Annotated in this window: 18 protein-coding genes and 1 tRNA gene; 10 read left to right on the top strand and 9 right to left on the bottom strand. The window is 50.5% G+C overall.

Annotated features, from left to right (window positions below; genetic code table 11):
• The first annotated feature begins 83 nt into the window (after positions 1 to 83).
• The 4 genes from KHQ09_RS09145 (at position 84) to KHQ09_RS09130 (ending at position 3,067) form a co-directional block, all read left to right on the top strand.
• Positions 84 to 779 carry an RNA polymerase sigma factor gene (locus KHQ09_RS09145; RefSeq protein ID WP_213597806.1) on the top strand — a complete coding sequence of 232 codons (696 nt, stop codon included), beginning with the start codon at positions 84 to 86 and terminating at the stop codon, positions 777 to 779.
• Positions 780 to 861: 82 nt separating this feature from the next.
• Entirely contained in the window at positions 862 to 1,383 is a 522-nt protein-coding gene (locus KHQ09_RS09140; protein WP_213597804.1) for a DUF4142 domain-containing protein, read from the top strand.
• Positions 1,380 to 1,712 carry a cupredoxin domain-containing protein gene (locus tag KHQ09_RS09135; RefSeq protein WP_213597802.1) on the top strand — a complete coding sequence of 111 codons (333 nt, stop codon included), beginning with the start codon at positions 1,380 to 1,382 and terminating at the stop codon, positions 1,710 to 1,712. Before KHQ09_RS09140 ends, KHQ09_RS09135 begins: the two co-directional genes overlap by 4 nt.
• 404 nt (positions 1,713 to 2,116) lie before the next feature.
• Positions 2,117 to 3,067: a hypothetical protein gene (locus KHQ09_RS09130; protein ID WP_213630829.1), complete on the top strand. Its 951-nt coding sequence runs from the start codon at positions 2,117 to 2,119 to the stop codon at positions 3,065 to 3,067.
• A gap of 200 nt (positions 3,068 to 3,267) precedes the next feature.
• Here the strand turns inward: KHQ09_RS09130 and KHQ09_RS09125 are convergent.
• Positions 3,268 to 3,357 (bottom strand) — tRNA-Ser (locus KHQ09_RS09125).
• Between the two features lie 217 nt (positions 3,358 to 3,574).
• Here KHQ09_RS09125 and KHQ09_RS09120 point away from each other — a divergent pair.
• Together KHQ09_RS09120 and rirA are read left to right on the top strand one after the other, a co-directional pair.
• Positions 3,575 to 4,033 (top strand): YbaK/EbsC family protein, encoded by a 459-nt coding sequence (locus KHQ09_RS09120; RefSeq protein ID WP_022712104.1) that lies wholly within the window; start codon positions 3,575 to 3,577, stop codon positions 4,031 to 4,033.
• Positions 4,034 to 4,277: 244 nt separating this feature from the next.
• A complete protein-coding gene (gene rirA, locus KHQ09_RS09115; RefSeq protein WP_022712105.1) occupies positions 4,278 to 4,742 on the top strand; it encodes an iron-responsive transcriptional regulator RirA in 465 nt (154 codons plus the stop codon).
• Positions 4,743 to 4,905: 163 nt separating this feature from the next.
• On the opposite strand, the gene KHQ09_RS09110 is transcribed toward rirA, so the two are convergent.
• The 4 genes from KHQ09_RS09110 to KHQ09_RS09095 all read right to left on the bottom strand — a co-directional run bounded on the left by KHQ09_RS09110 (position 4,906) and on the right by KHQ09_RS09095 (position 9,190).
• Complete coding sequence (locus KHQ09_RS09110) at positions 4,906 to 5,697, bottom strand: heme ABC transporter ATP-binding protein (RefSeq protein ID WP_213597798.1); 792 nt, start codon at positions 5,695 to 5,697, stop codon at positions 4,906 to 4,908.
• A 2-nt stretch (positions 5,698 to 5,699) separates the two neighbouring features.
• The gene (locus KHQ09_RS09105) at positions 5,700 to 6,866 is read right to left on the bottom strand and encodes a FecCD family ABC transporter permease (protein ID WP_238481600.1); all 1,167 of its coding nucleotides are present in this window, start codon (positions 6,864 to 6,866) and stop codon (positions 5,700 to 5,702) included.
• Between the two features lie 167 nt (positions 6,867 to 7,033).
• Positions 7,034 to 7,978, bottom strand: coding sequence for a heme/hemin ABC transporter substrate-binding protein (locus KHQ09_RS09100; RefSeq protein ID WP_476644189.1), 945 nt, complete (start codon positions 7,976 to 7,978; stop codon positions 7,034 to 7,036).
• A gap of 141 nt (positions 7,979 to 8,119) precedes the next feature.
• On the bottom strand, positions 8,120 to 9,190 hold the full coding sequence (locus KHQ09_RS09095) for a hemin-degrading factor (protein WP_213597797.1): 1,071 nt from the start codon (positions 9,188 to 9,190) through the stop codon (positions 8,120 to 8,122).
• Between the two features lie 443 nt (positions 9,191 to 9,633).
• On the opposite strand from KHQ09_RS09095, the gene KHQ09_RS09090 reads away from it, so the two are divergent.
• From KHQ09_RS09090 to KHQ09_RS09075, 4 genes are all read left to right on the top strand, one after another.
• Positions 9,634 to 11,751 carry a TonB-dependent receptor domain-containing protein gene (locus KHQ09_RS09090; RefSeq protein WP_213597796.1) on the top strand — a complete coding sequence of 706 codons (2,118 nt, stop codon included), beginning with the start codon at positions 9,634 to 9,636 and terminating at the stop codon, positions 11,749 to 11,751.
• Between the two features lie 490 nt (positions 11,752 to 12,241).
• Entirely contained in the window at positions 12,242 to 12,553 is a 312-nt protein-coding gene (locus KHQ09_RS09085; protein WP_075655248.1) for a (2Fe-2S)-binding protein, read from the top strand.
• Positions 12,519 to 13,004 carry a bacterioferritin gene (gene bfr / locus KHQ09_RS09080; protein ID WP_022712114.1) on the top strand — a complete coding sequence of 162 codons (486 nt, stop codon included), beginning with the start codon at positions 12,519 to 12,521 and terminating at the stop codon, positions 13,002 to 13,004. Before KHQ09_RS09085 ends, bfr begins: the two co-directional genes overlap by 35 nt.
• A gap of 165 nt (positions 13,005 to 13,169) precedes the next feature.
• On the top strand, positions 13,170 to 13,634 hold the full coding sequence (locus KHQ09_RS09075; protein ID WP_213597795.1) for a DUF1203 domain-containing protein: 465 nt from the start codon (positions 13,170 to 13,172) through the stop codon (positions 13,632 to 13,634).
• A gap of 57 nt (positions 13,635 to 13,691) precedes the next feature.
• Here the strand turns inward: KHQ09_RS09075 and KHQ09_RS09070 are convergent, their stop codons facing one another.
• The 4 genes from KHQ09_RS09070 to KHQ09_RS09055 form a co-directional block, all read right to left on the bottom strand.
• Positions 13,692 to 14,759, bottom strand: a complete 1,068-nt coding sequence (locus tag KHQ09_RS09070; protein WP_213597794.1) for a BMP family ABC transporter substrate-binding protein — start codon at positions 14,757 to 14,759, stop codon at positions 13,692 to 13,694.
• Positions 14,760 to 14,844: 85 nt separating this feature from the next.
• The gene (locus KHQ09_RS09065; RefSeq protein WP_075655254.1) at positions 14,845 to 15,765 is read right to left on the bottom strand and encodes an ABC transporter permease; all 921 of its coding nucleotides are present in this window, start codon (positions 15,763 to 15,765) and stop codon (positions 14,845 to 14,847) included.
• Between the two features lie 3 nt (positions 15,766 to 15,768).
• Complete coding sequence (locus tag KHQ09_RS09060) at positions 15,769 to 16,860, bottom strand: ABC transporter permease (protein ID WP_075655256.1); 1,092 nt, start codon at positions 16,858 to 16,860, stop codon at positions 15,769 to 15,771.
• On the bottom strand, positions 16,860 to 18,419 hold the full coding sequence (locus KHQ09_RS09055; RefSeq protein ID WP_213597793.1) for an ABC transporter ATP-binding protein: 1,560 nt from the start codon (positions 18,417 to 18,419) through the stop codon (positions 16,860 to 16,862). The genes KHQ09_RS09060 and KHQ09_RS09055 overlap by 1 nt, the downstream gene beginning before the upstream one ends.
• Positions 18,420 to 18,466 lie beyond the last annotated feature (47 nt).

Below are 18,466 nucleotides of genomic sequence, written 5' to 3'. Positions count from 1 at the left end.
AGCTGAATGATGTTTAAATTTGTAAAAACTGCGGAACCTTATGGAACAACCGGCATCTAATAGTCTCTGAGAGGAGAAAATTCATGTCTGTTTTGCTGCCCGCCGCCGAACCACAAGAAGCGGCTCTCGTCTCCCGCGCTGCCGCCGGAGAAACGGAAGCCGTCCGTCAGATCATCAAGACGCATAACCAACGCCTCTACCGGCTCGTGCGTGCGGTGTTACGCAATAATGCAGATGCCGAAGATGTGCTTCAGGAAACCTATCTAAACGCCTTTACCCATCTTGATACATTTGAAGGCAGTGCTTCACTTTCGACATGGTTGTCGCGCATCGCGCTCAACGCGGCACTGATGCGACTTCGGGCACAAAAGCGCCTGAAGCGCACAGCAGTCACTGTGCCAGCTCCGACAGCGGGACACATGGATGCAGAGATTATCCCCTTTCCGCTTTCCCACTCCACCACTGCCGATCCGGAGCGTATTATGGCGCAGCGCCAGCTTCTCACTCTCGTCGAGGAAGCCACTGATGCGCTTCCTGAAAGTTTCCGCCTTGTCTTCGTCGCCCGTGTCATTGAGGGGCTGAGTGCTGAGGAAACTGCCGCTGCGCTTAATATTCCGGTCGCCACGGTCAAGACCCGCCTGCACCGCGCTAGAAAACTCATCCGCACGCAGCTTGAAGAACAGATCGGGCCGATATTGATCAACGCCTTCCCATTTGCCGGTATGCGCTGCGCCTGGCTGACTGAAGCCGTGATTACAAAACTGGGTCTCGAAAAATAACGGGAACCTCTCCGGCGGGCTGACATCAAATGTAGTGTCAACCGAAACAGGCGCTGAGCAAAACGGCGCCAAGGAGAGTCCGATGAAAACTCTGATCGCTATACTCGGCACTGCCGCCCTTGCATTTACCAGTTCACTGGCGATGGCAGCCGACAAACCGACCGATCCTCAGATCGCTCATATCGCCTATAGTGCCGGTGCCATCGACATTGAAGCGGCCAAGCTTGCACTGTCAAAAACGACGAATCCCGAGGTTAAAGCCTTCGCGGAATCGATGCAGAAAGACCATGCAGCCGTCAATGAAATGGCTCTGGCGCTCGTCAAAAAACTCAATGTAACGCCGGAAGATAATGCCACCAGCCAGTCACTGGCCAAAGCGGGTGAAGAAGAACGCGCCAAATTGCATAAGCTTCAGGGAGCTGCCTTCGACAAGGCTTATATCGATAATGAAGTCGCCTATCACAAGCAGGTGAATGGCGCACTGGAAACGCTGCTGATCCCTTCTGCTCAGAATGCAGAGCTAAAAGGCCTGCTGGAAACCGGTTTGAAGCTGTTTCAAGGCCATGAACAGCATGCCGAACATGTTGCGGCCAACCTGAAATGACCGCGCTCCTTCTCAACCGACGGCAGCTTCTCGCTGCCGGTGCGGCGACACTCGCCGTAACACAATTGGCTCGCGCCCATAACGGCACTGTCCACGTGGTTATTGAAAAGCTGGCCTTCGTACCAGCCACGATCACGGTAAAGGTCGGTGAGACCATTGAATGGACAAATAAGGATCCTTTTGCCCACACTGCCACAGTTAAAGGCGGTTGGGAGGTGATGATCCCGCCCGGCAAAGTAGCAACCCACATCGTTACCACAGAAGATACGATTGATTACTACTGCCGCTTTCATCCCAATATGAAAGGCAAGATTACAGTGTCGGGTTAGAAAAGTATCCCTGCCGGAATAAAAACCGGCAGGGGCTTTTCATTATTCTAGCGAAGTCAAAACTATCCGATATGAAGCTGTTGGCGATATCGGTCGTAAAAAGCAGGATCTGCTCTTGCATATTGAAGCAGGTTCTTTCTGTACAAAGCCAGACTTCGAACACCTAGGTTAATGTGGTAAAGATGATAGAAATACTAATGCGCTACATTGCTTGCACCACTAGGGGTATTCTGCTTATCTAATCTAACTCACTCAGAGATGCATTGTTATGGCAAATCGATCGAATGATTCCCGAACTAAGAGAGCTTGGTTGTCTTGGACAGCCAAGTGGTTGTTGTTGGTTGTGCCTTCAATCGTTGAAACAGGGAAAGAGAAAGTAAACAACAAAGCGGGGTCTATTGAAAATGAATATACAGAACGTAAGCAATCAATTCGCAAAGGATCAAGACGATCGAACTCCAGATTCCGTCTTTGATTTTTTGTATTATGACGCACGACGTGTAGGCTCTTTTCTTTCTCAGTTTGATGACAATGGGCATATGAATGGGCTAACTAAATCGGAAAGTATTCAGCAATCGACTAGTGACACTGCTACCGCAGAAGGTGAAGGATCCATCCCTCTCATTGCTAAAACAAAAGGCAGTTATGTAGGCAATGTATCATCTTCAAATAGTGAAGCCGGTACTTGGTCATATGATCCATTTTGGGTAAATGCTTTATCGTTTTTAGATTTCCTTGAGCAACGAGGAAATTTGTGCAGAGATTTACAACAAGCTCGTATGGGCAGTTTAGCATTGATACCAGGTCGGCTTTTCGTTCGTGACTTACGGCTAATTCAAAAAATATTTGGGTTACAATCTCTTAGATCACAATTTCAACCGCAAGAACCCAAATCAAATCGCAAAGCACGTCGAAGCCATGGCGTTCAAAGTGATGAATCAGATGCTTCATCACCTCTTGGTTTAGAACTCTTAGGTCTGCTTCCTCACGCGATTCAGGCGGAGGTACAGAGCTTTGACGGTACTGTGTGGTGCAGCCTTAATGAGGCTGATCTGGTTGTTGACTCAAGCGATCTATTTTTAAAGCATGGTGTTCACGTTCCTGGTGAATGGAACATTCTAGGCATTATTGATGCTATACCTTCACGCAATAACGATCCTGTTAGTGCAATGGGTGATTACCATAGTGCCCAGAGCGGCCTTAAAGGGAATTTTGGTTCTCTTGAATCTCTTGTAGCAAACGGTTTTGGAGGATTAATTGACGGTGTTGTCCCAATGGCTCGAATGCTCTTAGGGCGGCGAGATCATCAATTTGGTGTAACGCCATTGTTAATTTTTAGAAAAGCAATTGGTTGAAAATATATTAACTACTAAAGAGAGAGAACTGCCCCTCTTTTGAAGGATTTGAGGCGGACCAAATGACCTTTGAAGAGGTTTTATGAATAATTTTAGACGCTGATTTTAAAACCACTCGTCTAAACATCACTGACAAAAAAATCTAAAAATTAGCAACTCGCTACAGATAAAAACAGCAATAAACATGGGAAAATAAAATATGGCGGAGGGGGTGGGATTCGAACCCACGGTACGGTCTCCCGCACGCCGGTTTTCAAGACCGGTGCCTTAAACCACTCGGCCACCCCTCCTCAGGCAAATCAGCCCGAAACGCACTGTGATGGCGAATGAAGGCTACATACAGGCACTCTTGTCGTTTCGTCAATCGCCTCCGCTTAAATTATTGTGCTTGTTTGCAAATAATTGTTGAGACCGGATGATGTTCTGTACCATCATGCTAGCAATCCCGAAATTCAGAACCATTCCCCTTTGATGTGACTGTTCTGACGAAAGCGCACAGGAAATCTCATGAGCCTTGAAACTGTGAAAGCCTTTTTTGCTGAAAAAGCACCGGATGTGCAGGTTATTGAGCTGGAAACCAGCACTGCAACTGTTGCTGAAGCTGCTGCAGCTCATAATGTGGAGCCGGCACAAATCGCCAAAACACTTTCACTCAAACTTGGTGAAGATATCATCCTGCTTGTTGCCCGCGGTGATGCACGGCTCGACAACCGCAAGTTCAAAGATCAGTTTCAGAACAAGCCGCGCATGCTGGATTTTGATTCTGTTTTGGAGGCCACAGGTCATCCTGTCGGCGGGGTCTGCCCTTTCGGCGTTGCGGAACATCTGAAAATCTATTGCGACGTTTCGCTGAAAGCTTTTGAAGAAGTTTTGCCTGCGGCCGGTGCTGTTAACAGTGCCGTGCGCATTAATCCGCATCGTCTGGCAGAACTGACCAATGCAAAATGGGTGGATGTGTGTCAGTAAGCCTCTGACAGTTATTGTAAATCACTTGTGGAATCAGCAGTTTCGATTTGGCTGAAGTCATAATCACGGCCTGTAAACGGTCACCGGAATGTGACTTTAAAACAAGGGCTGTGCAAAATCACTAAAACATGATTAATTTTAGTGACTTTAATTTCAAAACAGGACTTCATATTTATTCAGAATAGTTCTAAACTGCGCTCATGTTTTTAGCAGCGCCCTGATGCGCTGCGGGAAAGGACCTGAAATGCGTCTTACCAGACAGACCAATTATGCTATTCGGATGCTGATGTATTGTGCAGCAAATGAAGGCAGTCTCAGCCGTATTGCTGAAATCGCCAAGGCCTATACGGTCTCGGAATTGTTTTTGTTCAAGATTTTGCAGCCGCTCGTTGAGAACAACATTGTCACAACAGTACGCGGACGCAATGGCGGTGTAAAGCTCGCCCGTCCTGCTGCGGAAATTTCGCTGTTTGATGTGGTGCGTGTGACTGAAGATAATTTTGCGATGGCAGAATGCTTCGACAGTGACAGTGAGTGCCCGCTGATTGACAGCTGTGCGCTGAATTCTGCTTTGCGCGAAGCTCTGAATGCTTTCTTCACAGTGCTTGGCAAATACAGCATTCAGGATCTGATTGATGCACGGCCGAATGTACGCAAGCTGCTGGGTATTGATGAGCTGGAAGTCCGCGCAGTCGCTGCGGCACACTAGAGCATTTCACAGTCAAGTTGGATCAACTTGACGCCTGTGATAATGTGACCAAATAAAGAATTTAGAGCGAGCACTATGATTCAATCTGGACGTAAACCGCTCTAACCCCGTTTATCCATGAATTTAAAAAGCCCTGAAACTGATGTTTCAGGGCTTTTTTGTTTTAACTGAATACCGAATGCGGCAGCACAAAAGGCTGACCGGCAGGCGGTGCCACACCAACCTGCAGCGGACATTCATAGACCCGCAGCAAACGATCGTTGGTCAGTGTGGTTGCGACAGAGCCACTGGCATCTATTTCACCATTATGCACCATCACAACATGATCTGCATAAAGGGCTGTCAGATTAAGATCGTGCAGAATCGTAATGACGCCGCCGCCTTTGGCCGCAAAATTACGGGCAATATCCATCACCACAATCTGATGGCGGATATCAAGACTGGAGACCGGTTCATCCAGCAGCAGGAAGCGTGGCTGACCATCGAGCACCGGTTTCCATACCTGACACAGCACGCGCGCGAGTTGCGTGCGCTGCTGCTCTCCGCCGGAAAGCTCCTGATAATAACGGCCGCCGAAACCGCTCAGATCAACGAGCTCCAATGCCTGATCCGGCAAACGGATTTCTTCCGCTGCCGTCAGACCGGAACGGCCGCCTGTCAGGCCGAGATTAACAATCTCACGCACCGTAAACGGAAAGGACAAAGCGCTGTTCTGAGGAAGCACTGCGCGGCGTTCAGCCATTTGCCAGGGCTTATAGGTTTCAAACAATGCGCCATCAAGCAGCGCCTGCCCCGTATAAGGCAGATCGCCGGAAAGCGCACGGATCAGCGTTGTCTTGCCGGAGCCGTTCGGCCCGACAATGGCTGTCACCTCACCGGGTCTGGCAGTGATATTGACATTTTTCAGAATGGCTTTGCCGCTAAGCTGAACGGCCAGATTTTTTGTTTCTATCATAATTATAAGTCCAGCAAACCACGGCGACGCAGCAAAATCCAAAGGAAGAACGGTGCACCGACAAATGCGGTGACAATGCCGATCGGGATTTCAGCCGGAGCAACAATAGTACGGCTGACAGCATCCGCCAGCAGCAGCATCGAAGCGCCCAGCAATGCAGAGGCAGGCAGCAAATAGCGGTGATCAGGTCCGATGGAAAGGCGCAGCAAATGCGGCACCACAATACCGACAAAACCGATGCCGCCACTGACTGCAACTGAAGCACCGGTGGCTGCGGCCACAAGAATGATTGCTACGTTTTTAATACGTTGAATTGGCAGGCCCAGATGATTGGCTGTCGCCTCACCCAGAGCCAGAGCATTCAATCCGCGTGCCAGAAACGGAGCAGCAAACAATGTCAGCGCAATAATCGGTCCGGCAGTGAGGATTTTAATCCATGTGGCACCGGCCAGCGAACCCATCCCCCAAAAGGTGAGATCGCGCAGCTGTCTGTCATCCGCAATATAAACCAGCACCCCGCTGAAAGCGCCGGTCATGGCACCAAGCGCAATACCGGCAAGCAGCATTGTGGCAATCGAAGTTCTGCCTCTGCGCGTGGCAACACGATACAGGATCAATGTTGTCGTCAGACCACCGATAAATGCTGCCAGCGGCAATGTATACACGCCGAAAAACCCGAGTACCGGTGCAAGGAAAGTGCTGCCTAAAACAATAACGACAATCGCACCAAGGCTGGCGCCTGAAGAAACGCCGACCAGTCCCGGATCAGCCAGAGGATTGCGGAACAGGCCTTGCATAACCGCACCGGAAACGGCCAGCGACGCACCGATCAGAATGCCGAGAATGATACGCGGCAGGCGGATATCCATAATGATGATATGATCGCGCTGCGCTGTAATATCATCCGGATTGATCTGTGAGGAGAACAGGGATTTCAGTACCGACCAGCTTGATGCCTGCGAAGCACCGGCTGTCAGGCTGAACAATGCAACAGCCACCAGCAGAACTGCGAGAAGTGCTATCAGAATACGCGCCTGACGCGAACGGTCACCTTGCAGGGCAGCTGTACCTTTGCCGCTCTCAGCAGGCTTTATTATATTTGAGGATGCCGCGACTGTATTGCGTTTGGCAAAGTGGGAAGCAGGCATATCGCCAACAGTATCAGTCAAAATCTTATGCTTTCCGTTTCAGCCATGCAGCAGACAGATCGAAAAGCTGCTGCGAATGTGAAATTTGATGAAAACACATTCCGGCAGAAGACAGCTTCATACCTTTTCAGAATGCGTCACCCGTTGCCGGATAATCCTCCGGCAACGGGCTGAACCAATTCAATGTCTTATTGAACAGCCTTGCCATAAAGGCCTTCTGCCAGATCACGCGCGGCTTCTGCAGCGCGTGGCCCAAAGCCGAGCAGATAGAGACCATCCATGGCCAGAATAGCTTTGTTGCGACCTGCCGGTGTGGCAGCCAGTGCCGGATTGGCAAGCAAATCGGAATAATCATTCGACGCTTTATCCGGACCGGTATTCATCAGCAGGATCATGTCCGGAGCAGCTTTATCAAGCGCTTCATCGGTCAGCTGTTTGTAGCCCTGAAATTCATCAATCGCGTTGATGCCACCGGCCATCTTAATCATGCCGTCAGCCGCAGTCTCCCGCCCTGATGCCATGAGACGTCCGCCCTGACGGGACAGAATAAACAGGACACGCTTTTTCTCGGTGATTTTGCTGGTGGCGGCTTCAACAGCCTTCAGATCAGTGCGGACTTTTTCCGCCAGAGCCGCGGCTTTATCCTGAGCACCTAATGCCTGTCCCACAGCATTGATTTTGTTGGTAATGCCTTCAGCGGTATATTGATCCTGCACAATAATCATCGGCACAGAAGCGCGTTTCAGCACATCCATAGTTTCCGCAGGGCCGCTGCCTTCAATCACCAGCATGGCAGTCGGTGCAACAGACAAAATACCTTCCGATGAAAGCTGACGCATATAGCCGATATCAGGGAGCTTTTTGACTGTTTCCGGATAAATACTGGTACGGTCGCGGGCAATAAGCTTGTCTTCAAGACCCAGCGCATAGATGATTTCTGTCAGAGCGCCGCCAACACTCACCAGTCGTGTTGTATCCGTAAAGGTTTTGACCTCTTCTGCCTGTGCAGGTGAGATCATACCGGCGACCGGCAAAACGCCTGTGGTGGCAGAAAGCAGACCGGCAGCAAAAGCTGCAACCAAACGATAAGACCTGATCCGGGATGAAAAAAGAGTGCTGCGGGCAAAAGACATTGGTCAATCCGAGACTGTTCCGGCCAAAGATAACTATCCTGACCGTCATTGATAATATTCACCGCCAAGGGAGACAGCGGACAACTTTAAAAGTGAACCATGCAGAGCGGCATAAACCGCCCTGCATGGCTTTCAGAGTTTTCAGGCTGCTGCGGAGCGTGCCAGACGCGGCAGCGCTTCAACCAGTTCACGCCAGTCTGTGCGCTCTGCTTCACCTTCGTGACGCTCGCCAAAGAACTGGGCAATCATTTCGCCCTGCTCGTCATAGGCTTCCAGCGATGTTACATGGCCGTCTTTGGTAGGCTTACGAACAGCCCAAACGGTGTGAACGTGGTCGGTGCGGAAATGCATGTGGAAAGTCGGATCCATAACATTGAGCCATGGGCCCATCATTTTGATCTCTTTAACCGGACCGGTATGGATCTGAATGCAGCCGTTATTGCCGACAAAAACCATGATCGGCTGGCCGGTTTTGGAAACCGTATTCATCATGCTTTCAACCGTACCGGCTTCCAGTTCCCAGGCGAATTCTTCACCGGCAAGCTCAACAGCCTGTTTGCGGCTGACAGCGTAATCACGCAGGATCATCACGAACTGATGTACGTCAGTCATGTTCGTCCAGCGCTCACGGAAGCCGTTTACATCAACTGTATCAATGTCTGTCGGTTCTTTTTTAGAAGCAGCTTTGGTTTCAACTGTCTGGCTCTGATCATCTGAGCGCAGCTGAGCAACCAGTGCTTCATAGGCGGCCAGATCGGACGCATCACGCAGATGGATTTTGTGAACCGCATCACCGGCCTTGTTGAAGAACTGCAATGAGCGGCGGATATTATTTTCGCTGTCAGTTTTTTCTACCGCGAAACCATAGGCCCAGGCTTTCGGGAAAATACGCAGATCAATCTGCTTGCCGAGCACGAGAGACGCATGCGGTCCGACGGATACTTTTTCATAAGGTCCGATTTTTTCGTGCACAACGCTTTCATTGCGGGTCAGCGCCATAACTTCGCCGAGTGTGGTTGCGCCGTTCAGAATTGCAGCAATGTCCACATTCAGGCGAATAGCAGATGTGCCGACATGGGCAGCAACATAATCAGCCTCGGTAATACCATGAGCCTGAGCAAAGTCCCTCTCACGGGATTTCGGATTTTCACTGCGCAGACGCAGGATATCTTGCGGAGTCAGGGACTGAGAATGAGTTTGCGTTGCAGTCATTATTATACGCCTGTACCGACCACATCCCCCGGATGCAGTCTATTAGTGTCATCGTCAAATCCGGCTTTTCAGTAAAGTTGCCGGATCAGTTTATCGGCGCCTTCTGGCCCCCGTTGCATCAATGCAACCATCCTGTTTATTTTCAGGAAGTTTTCTTGACACAAAATATCATATTAATTATTGGAAGCAATAGTGGACTTTAAACGTCATATTAAAAATCACGTGATTGTCCATAAAGTTGTGTGGAAAAACAGAGGATATCTGACCTCCGCATAGTACAGAATTGAACCTGCATCATCGGGAACAGGGAACTCGCAGATCAGTACGGAAAAGCTGCTGATTGTTGCTGAGAACATTTTTCTGGTGCAAGCGCCAAGGTTCCGAACGCAATTTTAATGCCTTGCTTGCCCCGCCCATAAGCGGCAACGATGCGGAGACTTTCAATGCAGCAGCCTTCCAACCTCTCCAGATATCTCAAAATCGGTCTCGGCAGCACGGCTATCAGCCTTGTGGTTATGGCTGGCGCAGCCAATGCCCAGCAGGCACAGGCTCAGACTGCAAAACCGGCTGCGGAAAACGCATCCGGTGATGTTCAGCTCAACACAATCAACGTTAAAACCGTTAATCCTCAGGATATTACATCCCGTCCGGCACCGGTCAGCACAATCTCCAAAACAGAGATCAAGCTGAACGGCCGTGAAAAACTGGATACGGTTCTGCGTGAAACTCCGGGCGTATTCACCCGTATTAACGGCTCCAATCCGGGTGTTGCGGTCAATATTCGCGGCTTTGAAGGCTCCGGCCGCGTGAATATGATGATCGACGGTGCGCCGCAGACTTTCCGCACCACGGCACATGATGCTCAAGGTTACAGCTATATCGATCCGAATCTGCTGTCCTCCGTTGATATTACCCGCGGTGCAGTGACCACTGAAGGCGGCAGCGGTCTTGCCGGCAGCGTTAATTTCAAAACACTCGGCGTTGATGACGTATTGATGGAAGGCAAGGACAAAGGCGTTCTCGGCCGCGCATCATGGGGCAGCAACGGCGTCGGCTTCTCTGAAATGCTTGCCGGTGCGATGCGCGTCAATGAAGTGGGCATTGTTGCCGCTCTCAGCCGCCGCGATTCCAATGATTATAAAAACGGTGACGGCATCACCCAGAATAAAACCGGTCAGGAGATGACTTCCGGCCTGTTCAAAACAGAATTCGGATTTGCCGAAGATCACAAGCTGACACTTGGCGGCGTGATTTATAACAATAAATATGGCACATCGCAGACGAATTTCATGCCTGTGCCGCCGACAATTGACTATGATCTGCTGCTGCAGAACCGTACATTTACAGCCAATTACGTCTACAAGCCTGTCGATAATGATCTGATTGACCTTGCGATCAACGGTTATTTCAACAGCACAAAACTGACTTATGTCGGTGGCAACAGCCCTACTCTGTCGAGCCTTGGCCGTGAAATTAAAAATGAGTCCATCGGCTTCTCGGTCGCCAACACTTCCCGTTTCACAGTCAATGATCTGTATATCGACTGGAAATACGGCGTTGAATACAATCACGACAATACCGGCGGTGTGAAAGTCGGCGTTAATCCGGTTGATTCAAGCATGAACCGCGGTGCAGCCTTTACTCAGGTTGAGTGGAATTACGACCGCCTTCAGGTTCTGACCGGTCTGCGTTATGACTTCTACAAGCTGGACGGTACAGCCGATAGCGGTATTCCGGGCTTTGAAGATAACGGGATGTATTCCGCCAATCAGTCCAAAGGCCTGTGGAACCCTAAAGTTACACTCGCTTACAATGTAACCGACTGGCTCCAGCCATATGTGACCTATTCGCAGTCAATGCGCGCGCCAACATTGCAGGAAACAATGATCGGCGGAACGCATCCCGGCGGAACAGCATCCAGCTATGTGCCCAACCCTTATCTCGCGCCTGAAGAACAGCGCGGCTGGGATATCGGCCTGAACATGAAGCATGATGATCTGATCACAGCAGGCGACACAATCCGCTTCAAAGCCAATTACTTTGATATGGATGTTAAAAACTATATCGCAGCGCAGCGTAATACGACTTTCAACAAGCTGCAGTTTGTTAACCTGCCGGGCACATCCCGCGTGAAAGGTTTTGAACTCGAAACACATTATAATGCCGATTATGTGTTCGGCAGCCTTTCCTACACCCATAACAAGTCTGACCTGCCTTCGCAGACACCGGGTCTTGGTGCAAGCCAGTATCTGCCGGATGATGTTTTTGCGGCGACCCTCGGCGGATATTTCTTTGATAAGAAGCTCTCTGCCGGTGTGAAATATTCGTATGTTTCCAGCGGTCTGGTTGCTGCTGCAGATGCACGGGGCAATCTGCTGCCTCCGACAAAATCCGACTCGTATGATCTGGTAGACATTTTCGCGACCTATAAATTCAATGAAAATGTTGACCTGTCGCTCAAAGTCACCAACCTGTTTGATAAAACATATACACCGGCACTCAGCACATCGGGCTCCGGTCAGGGTCGTACATTCGTTGTCGCCACTCAGTTCCAGTTCTGAGTTGAGCTGAACATAGAAGATGATGCAGCGCGCCCTTCGGGGCGCGTTGTTTTTTCAAAATCCTGTTGAAATTCCGTTTTTATACATGGTGTGACAACACGCCACAGCGGTATGATTTTACCGCAAATTGCCCGTTCTGCCGTTTTTCCGTACCGAATAGTTCAATTAATATGGGTATTTAACTCAGGTTTAAAATCATTCTAAATTGTTGATTTTTAGAATGGTTTTAATCTGCACAATTTGACAAGCCTGCCTCTGTGAAGCATTAGAAAATCAAACAGTTACAGTGCAACTTTAAATGTTTGGCCTTGACCCATTCATTTGGAGGAATGATGAATCAGTATAATTTTATGAATGCAGCCAAGGTTGCTTTCTTTTTCAGTGAGCATGATGAAAATCAGACCATGATTTCTTCAGGTCATTTGCATATTTCAAATTTATTTTCCGTATTTTCCGGCTTAAACACCGCTTTTTCTATGCATGGTGCAGCATGCTAGTCTGCCATTGCAATGTAATTACTGCCAAAGAAATCGAAAATACTATCATCCAGATGCTGGATGAAGATTGCTGGCAATTGATTGTTCCTGCCAAGGTCTACCATGCTATGAAGAAGCGTGGCCGGTGCTGCGGCTGCTTCCCAAATGTTGTTGAAACGATCATAAGAGTGACTGAAGAATATCATCTTCGGCGCGAGCACAATGATTCTGAGTTCATTGTCTATATTGATCGCGTTCGTGCGTTACGTGAACAATTCGGGAGCAAATGGAATGAAGGGCGACAAAAAGGTCATCGAGCGGCTTAACGAGGCACTTTTCCTCGAACTCGGCGCAGTAAACCAATATTGGCTGCACTACCGCCTCCTGTCTGACTGGGGTTATACCCGTCTGGCGAAAAAGGAACGCGAAGAGTCGATTGAAGAAATGCAGCATGCAGACCGCCTCATCGACCGCATCATTTTCCTCGAAGGCCATCCGAACCTGCAGACTGTTGCGCCGCTGCGTATCGGTCAGACTGTAAAAGAAGTTCTGGAAGCTGATCTGGCCGGTGAATATGACGCCCGCGCTTCTTACAAGAAATCCCGCGAAATCTGTGATGAAGCCGGTGACTATGTCAGCCGTCAGCTTTTCGACGAATTGCTGAAGGATGAGGAAGGCCATATCGACTTTCTCGAAACCCAGCTCGAACTGCTCGGCAAAATCGGCGAAGAACGCTACGGTATGCTCAATGCCGCACCGGCAGATGCTGCTGAATAAAATCGCTATTGCGATTGCAATGAAAGGCTCCGCTCTGCGGAGCCTTTTTTATTGCCGGATACGCGCCGTACCAATCTTACAAATCAAAAATTTGAAAAGCAGAATTGCAGTGTTTCCGCTTTGTATCTGCAATTTAATCCTCCTGTTATTTACAGGAGACTCTCTATGGATTTTCGTATCACAGGGCTTTCACCGGAGCCGTTTCGCCACCTATTTGGCTTATCCGATCATGAACTGAAACAGCATCGTGCACTACGCGTATTTGCTGAAGACAGAGGTTATCCTGACCGCATTGAGATGTGTGAGGCTGAAATAGGTGAAAGCCTGCTGCTGCTCAACCATGTCTGCCAAAGCGCAGAAACACCCTATTATGCAACTCATGCGATTTATATACGCGAGAATGCAGTGGCAGCCTATGACCGGATCAACGAGGTTCCCTCAGTCATGCGCACGCGGCTCCTGTCTTTGCGTGCCTATAATGCTACAGGCATGATTATAGGAGCTGAAGTTGTGCAGGGTACGGATATTGAAGCGGCAATTGAACGCCTCTTCAGCGATCAGAACGCCGCCTATATTCATGCGCATAATGCAGGACGCGGCTGTTATTCCGGTCGTATTGACCGCGCCTGAACCATACAAAAAAGGCTCCGCAAATGCGGAGCCTTTTCATTGCTTCATGCAAGCAGCTTATTGCGGCAGCTTGTCATCAATGCCCTGAACATAGAAGTTCATGCTGACGATCGCTTTATCATCGGCAGTTTCACCGGCTTTGAGCCATTCAGAACCATCCTGCTTTTTCAGCGGACCGGTAAACGGCTTCAGCTCACCCGAGGTCAGCTTCTTGATGGTTTCTTCAGCCATTGCTTTCACATCGTCAGGCATATTGGTCAGCGGCGCCATAGCAACCAGACCGGTATTCATGCCGTTGAATGTGTCCTGCGACTTCCATGTGCCATCGAGAACAGCTTTGGTGCGCTCGATATAATATGGCGACCAATGGTCGATTGTCGCTGTCAGCTGGGTTTCAGGGCCGAACTTGATCATGTCCGAAGCCTGACCGAATGCCTTGATACCGCGTTCTGCCGCAACCTGAATTGGTGCGGTGGAATCTGTATGCTGGGTCAGAATGTCAACGCCCTGATCGATCAGCGCCTTGGCAGCATCTGCTTCTTTGCCCGGATCAAACCATGAGTTTGCCCAGATGATCTTGATCTTGAAATCCGGATTAACGGACTGCGCACCGATCATGAAGGAGTTGATAGCCTGCACAACTTCCGGCACCGGCACGGAACCGATGAAGCCAGCCATACCGTTTTTCGACAATTTGGCAGCGATCTGACCCTGCACATAACGGCCTTCATAGAAGCGCGCATTATAGGCAGATACGTTTTCTGCTGTCTTATAGCCGGTTGCATGTTCAAATTTCACATCAGGAAATTTTTTCGCAACTTTGATAGTCGGATCCATATAGCCGAAAGATGTCGTGAAAATCAGCTTATTGCCTGCACGGGCAAGACGCTCAATCGAACGCTCGGCATCGGCACCTTCCGGCACGCTTTCCAGATAGCTGGTTGTGATCTTATCACCCAGTTCTTTTTCCAGCTCTTTGCGGGCTTCATCATGCTGATAGGTCCAGCCGAAATCACCCGGAGGGCCGATATAGATAAAGCCGACTTTCAGCTTTTCTTCAGCCATGGCTGTGCCAGCCATGGCAAGTGTTGCCGCAGTGGCAAGAATTGTTAGCGTTTTCTTCATTGTCCCCGTTCTCCTGTTAAGGTCCGTAATCAAAAAACTGTAAAACGACTATGTATCAGCGGTCTGGTACAAATAGGCCGCCGGATTATCTATCCGGCACAAATGGCTTACCGAGCGATGCCGGTGTATTCATCATTGTCAGGCGGCGGTTACGCGAAATGATCACCAGCACAATGATTGTCGCCAGATATGGCAGTGCCGACAACAGCTGCGGCGGCAGGCCGATGCCGAATGCCTGCGCATGGAGCTGACCGATCGTCACTGCACCAAAAAGATAGGCGCCGATCAGCACACGCCAAGGCCGCCATGAAGCAAAAACCACCAGAGCCAGTGCAATCCAACCACGTCCAGCCGTCATATTCTCAACCCATTGCGGCACATAGACGAGGGAGAGCTGCGCACCGGCGAGACCGGCACAGGCACCACCGAACATCACAGCCAGATAACGCGTGCGCACCACATTGATACCGAGCGCATGGGCGGAGCCGTGATTGTCGCCGATAGAGCGCAGTTTAAGCCCTGCCCGTGAGCGGAACAAAAACCAGCTCACGCCAATAACCAGCAGCAATGCAATATAGAAAATCGGGTCTTGTCCGAACAGCAATTTACCGATCAACGGAATGTCGCTCAGATAAGGAATATAGATCGCGCCAAGGCGCACACCCGGAAGACCGACAAAGCCCTCACCGATCACAGCCGATGCACCCAGCCCGAGAATGGTCAGAGCCAGACCTGTTGCCACCTGATTGGTGACCAGTGTCAGTGTCAGAAAGCCGAACAGCAATGCGCAGGCTGCCCCTGCAAAAATTGCTGCGATCATGCCAAGCCATGCATTGCCGGTTAAATGAGCGATACCGAAACCGGTGACCGCGCCCATCAGCATCATGCCTTCAACACCGAGATTGAGCACACCGGAGCGTTCAACGACCAGCTCGCCGATGGCGGCAATCAGCAGAGGCGTGGCCGCTGTTGCAATAGTCAGCATAATTGCCTGTGTCATATCCATGGCTCAGGCCTCCCCGCGCAGATCATGCTGACTGCGACTGACAAAACGAATGCGGTAGTGAATGAAAGTATCGCAGGCCAGAACGAAAAACAGGATCATCCCCTGAAACACGCGCGCGGATTTTTCTGAGATACCGATAGAAAGCTGTGCTGCCTCACCGCCGAGATAGGACAATGCCAGCACCAGACCGGCCGCAATAATACCCAGCGGATTAAGCCGCCCGAGAAAGGCAACAATAATCGCTGTAAAACCGTAGCCCGGTGTGATTGTCGTACGCAGCTGACCGATAGCGCCGGATACTTCGCTGATACCGGCAAGACCTGCCAGCGCACCGGAGACCAGAAAGGCAAAGAATGTAATCTTGCCCGCACTGAAACCGGCGAAACGCGCTGCACGCGGGCTTTGCCCGACAACCTTGATTTGAAAACCTTTCAGGGTACTGTGCAGCATGAACCACAGCAGGAATGCAGCAATAATGGCGAAGATGAAGCCCCAATGCGCACGCCCTGCAGCTGACCAGATTTCCGGCAGCACAGCATATTCATGAAACTGACGGCTTTCAGGGAAGTTATTACCTTCCGGATTGCGCCATGGCCCGCGCACCAGCCAGTCCAGAAAGAACTGCGCCACATAGACCAGCATCAGGCTGGTCAGGATCGTATTGGCATTAAAACGGGTTTTTAAAAGCGCCGGTACCGCACCATAAAGCGCACCGCCAACCATCCCCATCAGCAGCATCAGCGGCAGAACATACCAGCCCTGCACATCCGGATATAATATCGGCAGGATCGAACCGGTAATCGCCCCCATGGTCAGCTGACCTTCGGCACCGATATTCCAGTTATTCGACAAATAGCAGACGGAAAGCCCGACAGCGATCAGGATCAGCGGCGCAGCTTTGACCAGTAATTCATGGATCGACCACATATCCAGCAGCGGCTCAATGAAGAACGCATGGAGTGCAGCAAACGGGTCTTTTCCCATCAGCGCAAACAAAATGGCGCCGCAAATCATTGCAAGCGCCAGTGCTAACAGCGGAGAAATTGCGCTGAACCAACGTGAGGGTTGTGGTCTTTTAATCAGTTCAATACGCATCAGACTGCCCCGCCCATCATCAGGCCGATTTTTTCAGCCGTTACAACATCGCGCGGCATGGCTTCGGATAACTGACCATGATGCATCACTGCGATACGGTCACAAATTTCAAATAGTTCATCAAGGTCCTGACTGATGACCAGTACCGCAGAGCCCTGACGTGACAGATCCACCAAAGCCTGACGAATACGCATGGCCGCACCGGCATCCACGCCCCATGTCGGCTGATTGACGACAAGAACAGACGGGTTGCGATCCAACTCACGACCGATAATGAATTTCTGCAAATTGCCGCCGGACAACGCACCGGCCACCGGATTTTCCGCATTTTTGCGCACATCCATCATCGCATTGATACGCTTGGCAGCGGAGGACAATGCAGATTGCGAGATGATTTTGAGCCAGCCGCCCTTCAGGAACATTTTTGCATCGGTACGGTAACGCGACAGAAACAGATTATCCGTCAGCGGCAGTTCCGGCACAGCGCCATGTCCCAGACGTTCTTCCGGCACAAAACCTGCCCCCAGCATCCGGCGCTGTGTGATACCGGTGAGACCTGCCTGCTGCCCGCGAATACGGATGGTTGATGCCTGATCCTGCCGCAACTCGCCGGATACAGCTTCAAAAAACTCGCTCTGGCCGTTACCGGCAACACCGGCAATGCCCACAACCTCACCGGCAGCGACATTCAGGGAAATATCGCGCAACGCGGTTGAGAATGGTCCGCGCGGTGCCTGTGAAAGCCCGTCAATCTCCAGCAATGTCGCTCGTTCCGCTGACTGCAACTCAGCTTTCGGACGTTCAACCAGTGCCACATCCTCACCGACCATCATACGGGCAAGTGACGCCGCTGTTTCCTGCGAAGGCGTGCAATGGGATACGCCTTTGCCGTGGCGCAGCACGGTTGCGCGATCGCAAATCTGCTTCACTTCTTCCAGCCGGTGGCTGATATAGAGAATGGATTTGCCTTCGCTTTTCAGGCGATTAAGCGTGATAAACAGCTTGTCCGCTTCCTGCGGGGTCAAAACTGATGTCGGCTCGTCGAGAATAATAAGCTGCGGCTCCTGCAACAGGCAGCGGATAATTTCGATACGCTGGCGCTCACCGACCGACAAATCACCGACAAGCGCATTGGTATCGACCGGCAGGCCGTAAGTCTCACCGATCTGCGAGGCTTTTTGCGCAACTTCATTGAGGGAGAGGCCCGCATCCAGTGACAGCGCGATATTTTCTGCGGCTGTCAGACTGTCAAACAGGGAAAAATGCTGAAAAACCATACCAATGCCGAGCTTGCGGGCATAGGCCGGATTATTCATGCGGACTTTGCGTCCCTTCCAGAAAATCTCACCGTCCTGTGGCTGCAAAGAGCCGAACAACATTTTGACAAGCGTGGATTTTCCTGCGCCGTTTTCCCCCAGCAGCGCGTGGATTTCGCCATGTTCAATCGTCAGATCAATCTGGTCACATGCTTTCAGCGCACCAAACTGTTTGGTTAAACGCCGTACATCCAGTAATTGCTCAGCCAGTAATTGTTGAGGTTTTGCGGAAGGTTCTGTCATGTGTCCCCTAGACATTTCTTCCGCCCACCTTATGCCACAGTCAAAAA

It is taken from the genome of Pseudochrobactrum algeriensis, from assembly GCF_018436245.1.
In the GTDB taxonomy this organism is placed as follows: domain Bacteria; phylum Pseudomonadota; class Alphaproteobacteria; order Rhizobiales; family Rhizobiaceae; genus Pseudochrobactrum; species Pseudochrobactrum saccharolyticum.
This window is presented reverse-complemented; position numbering and strand designations above follow the sequence as displayed.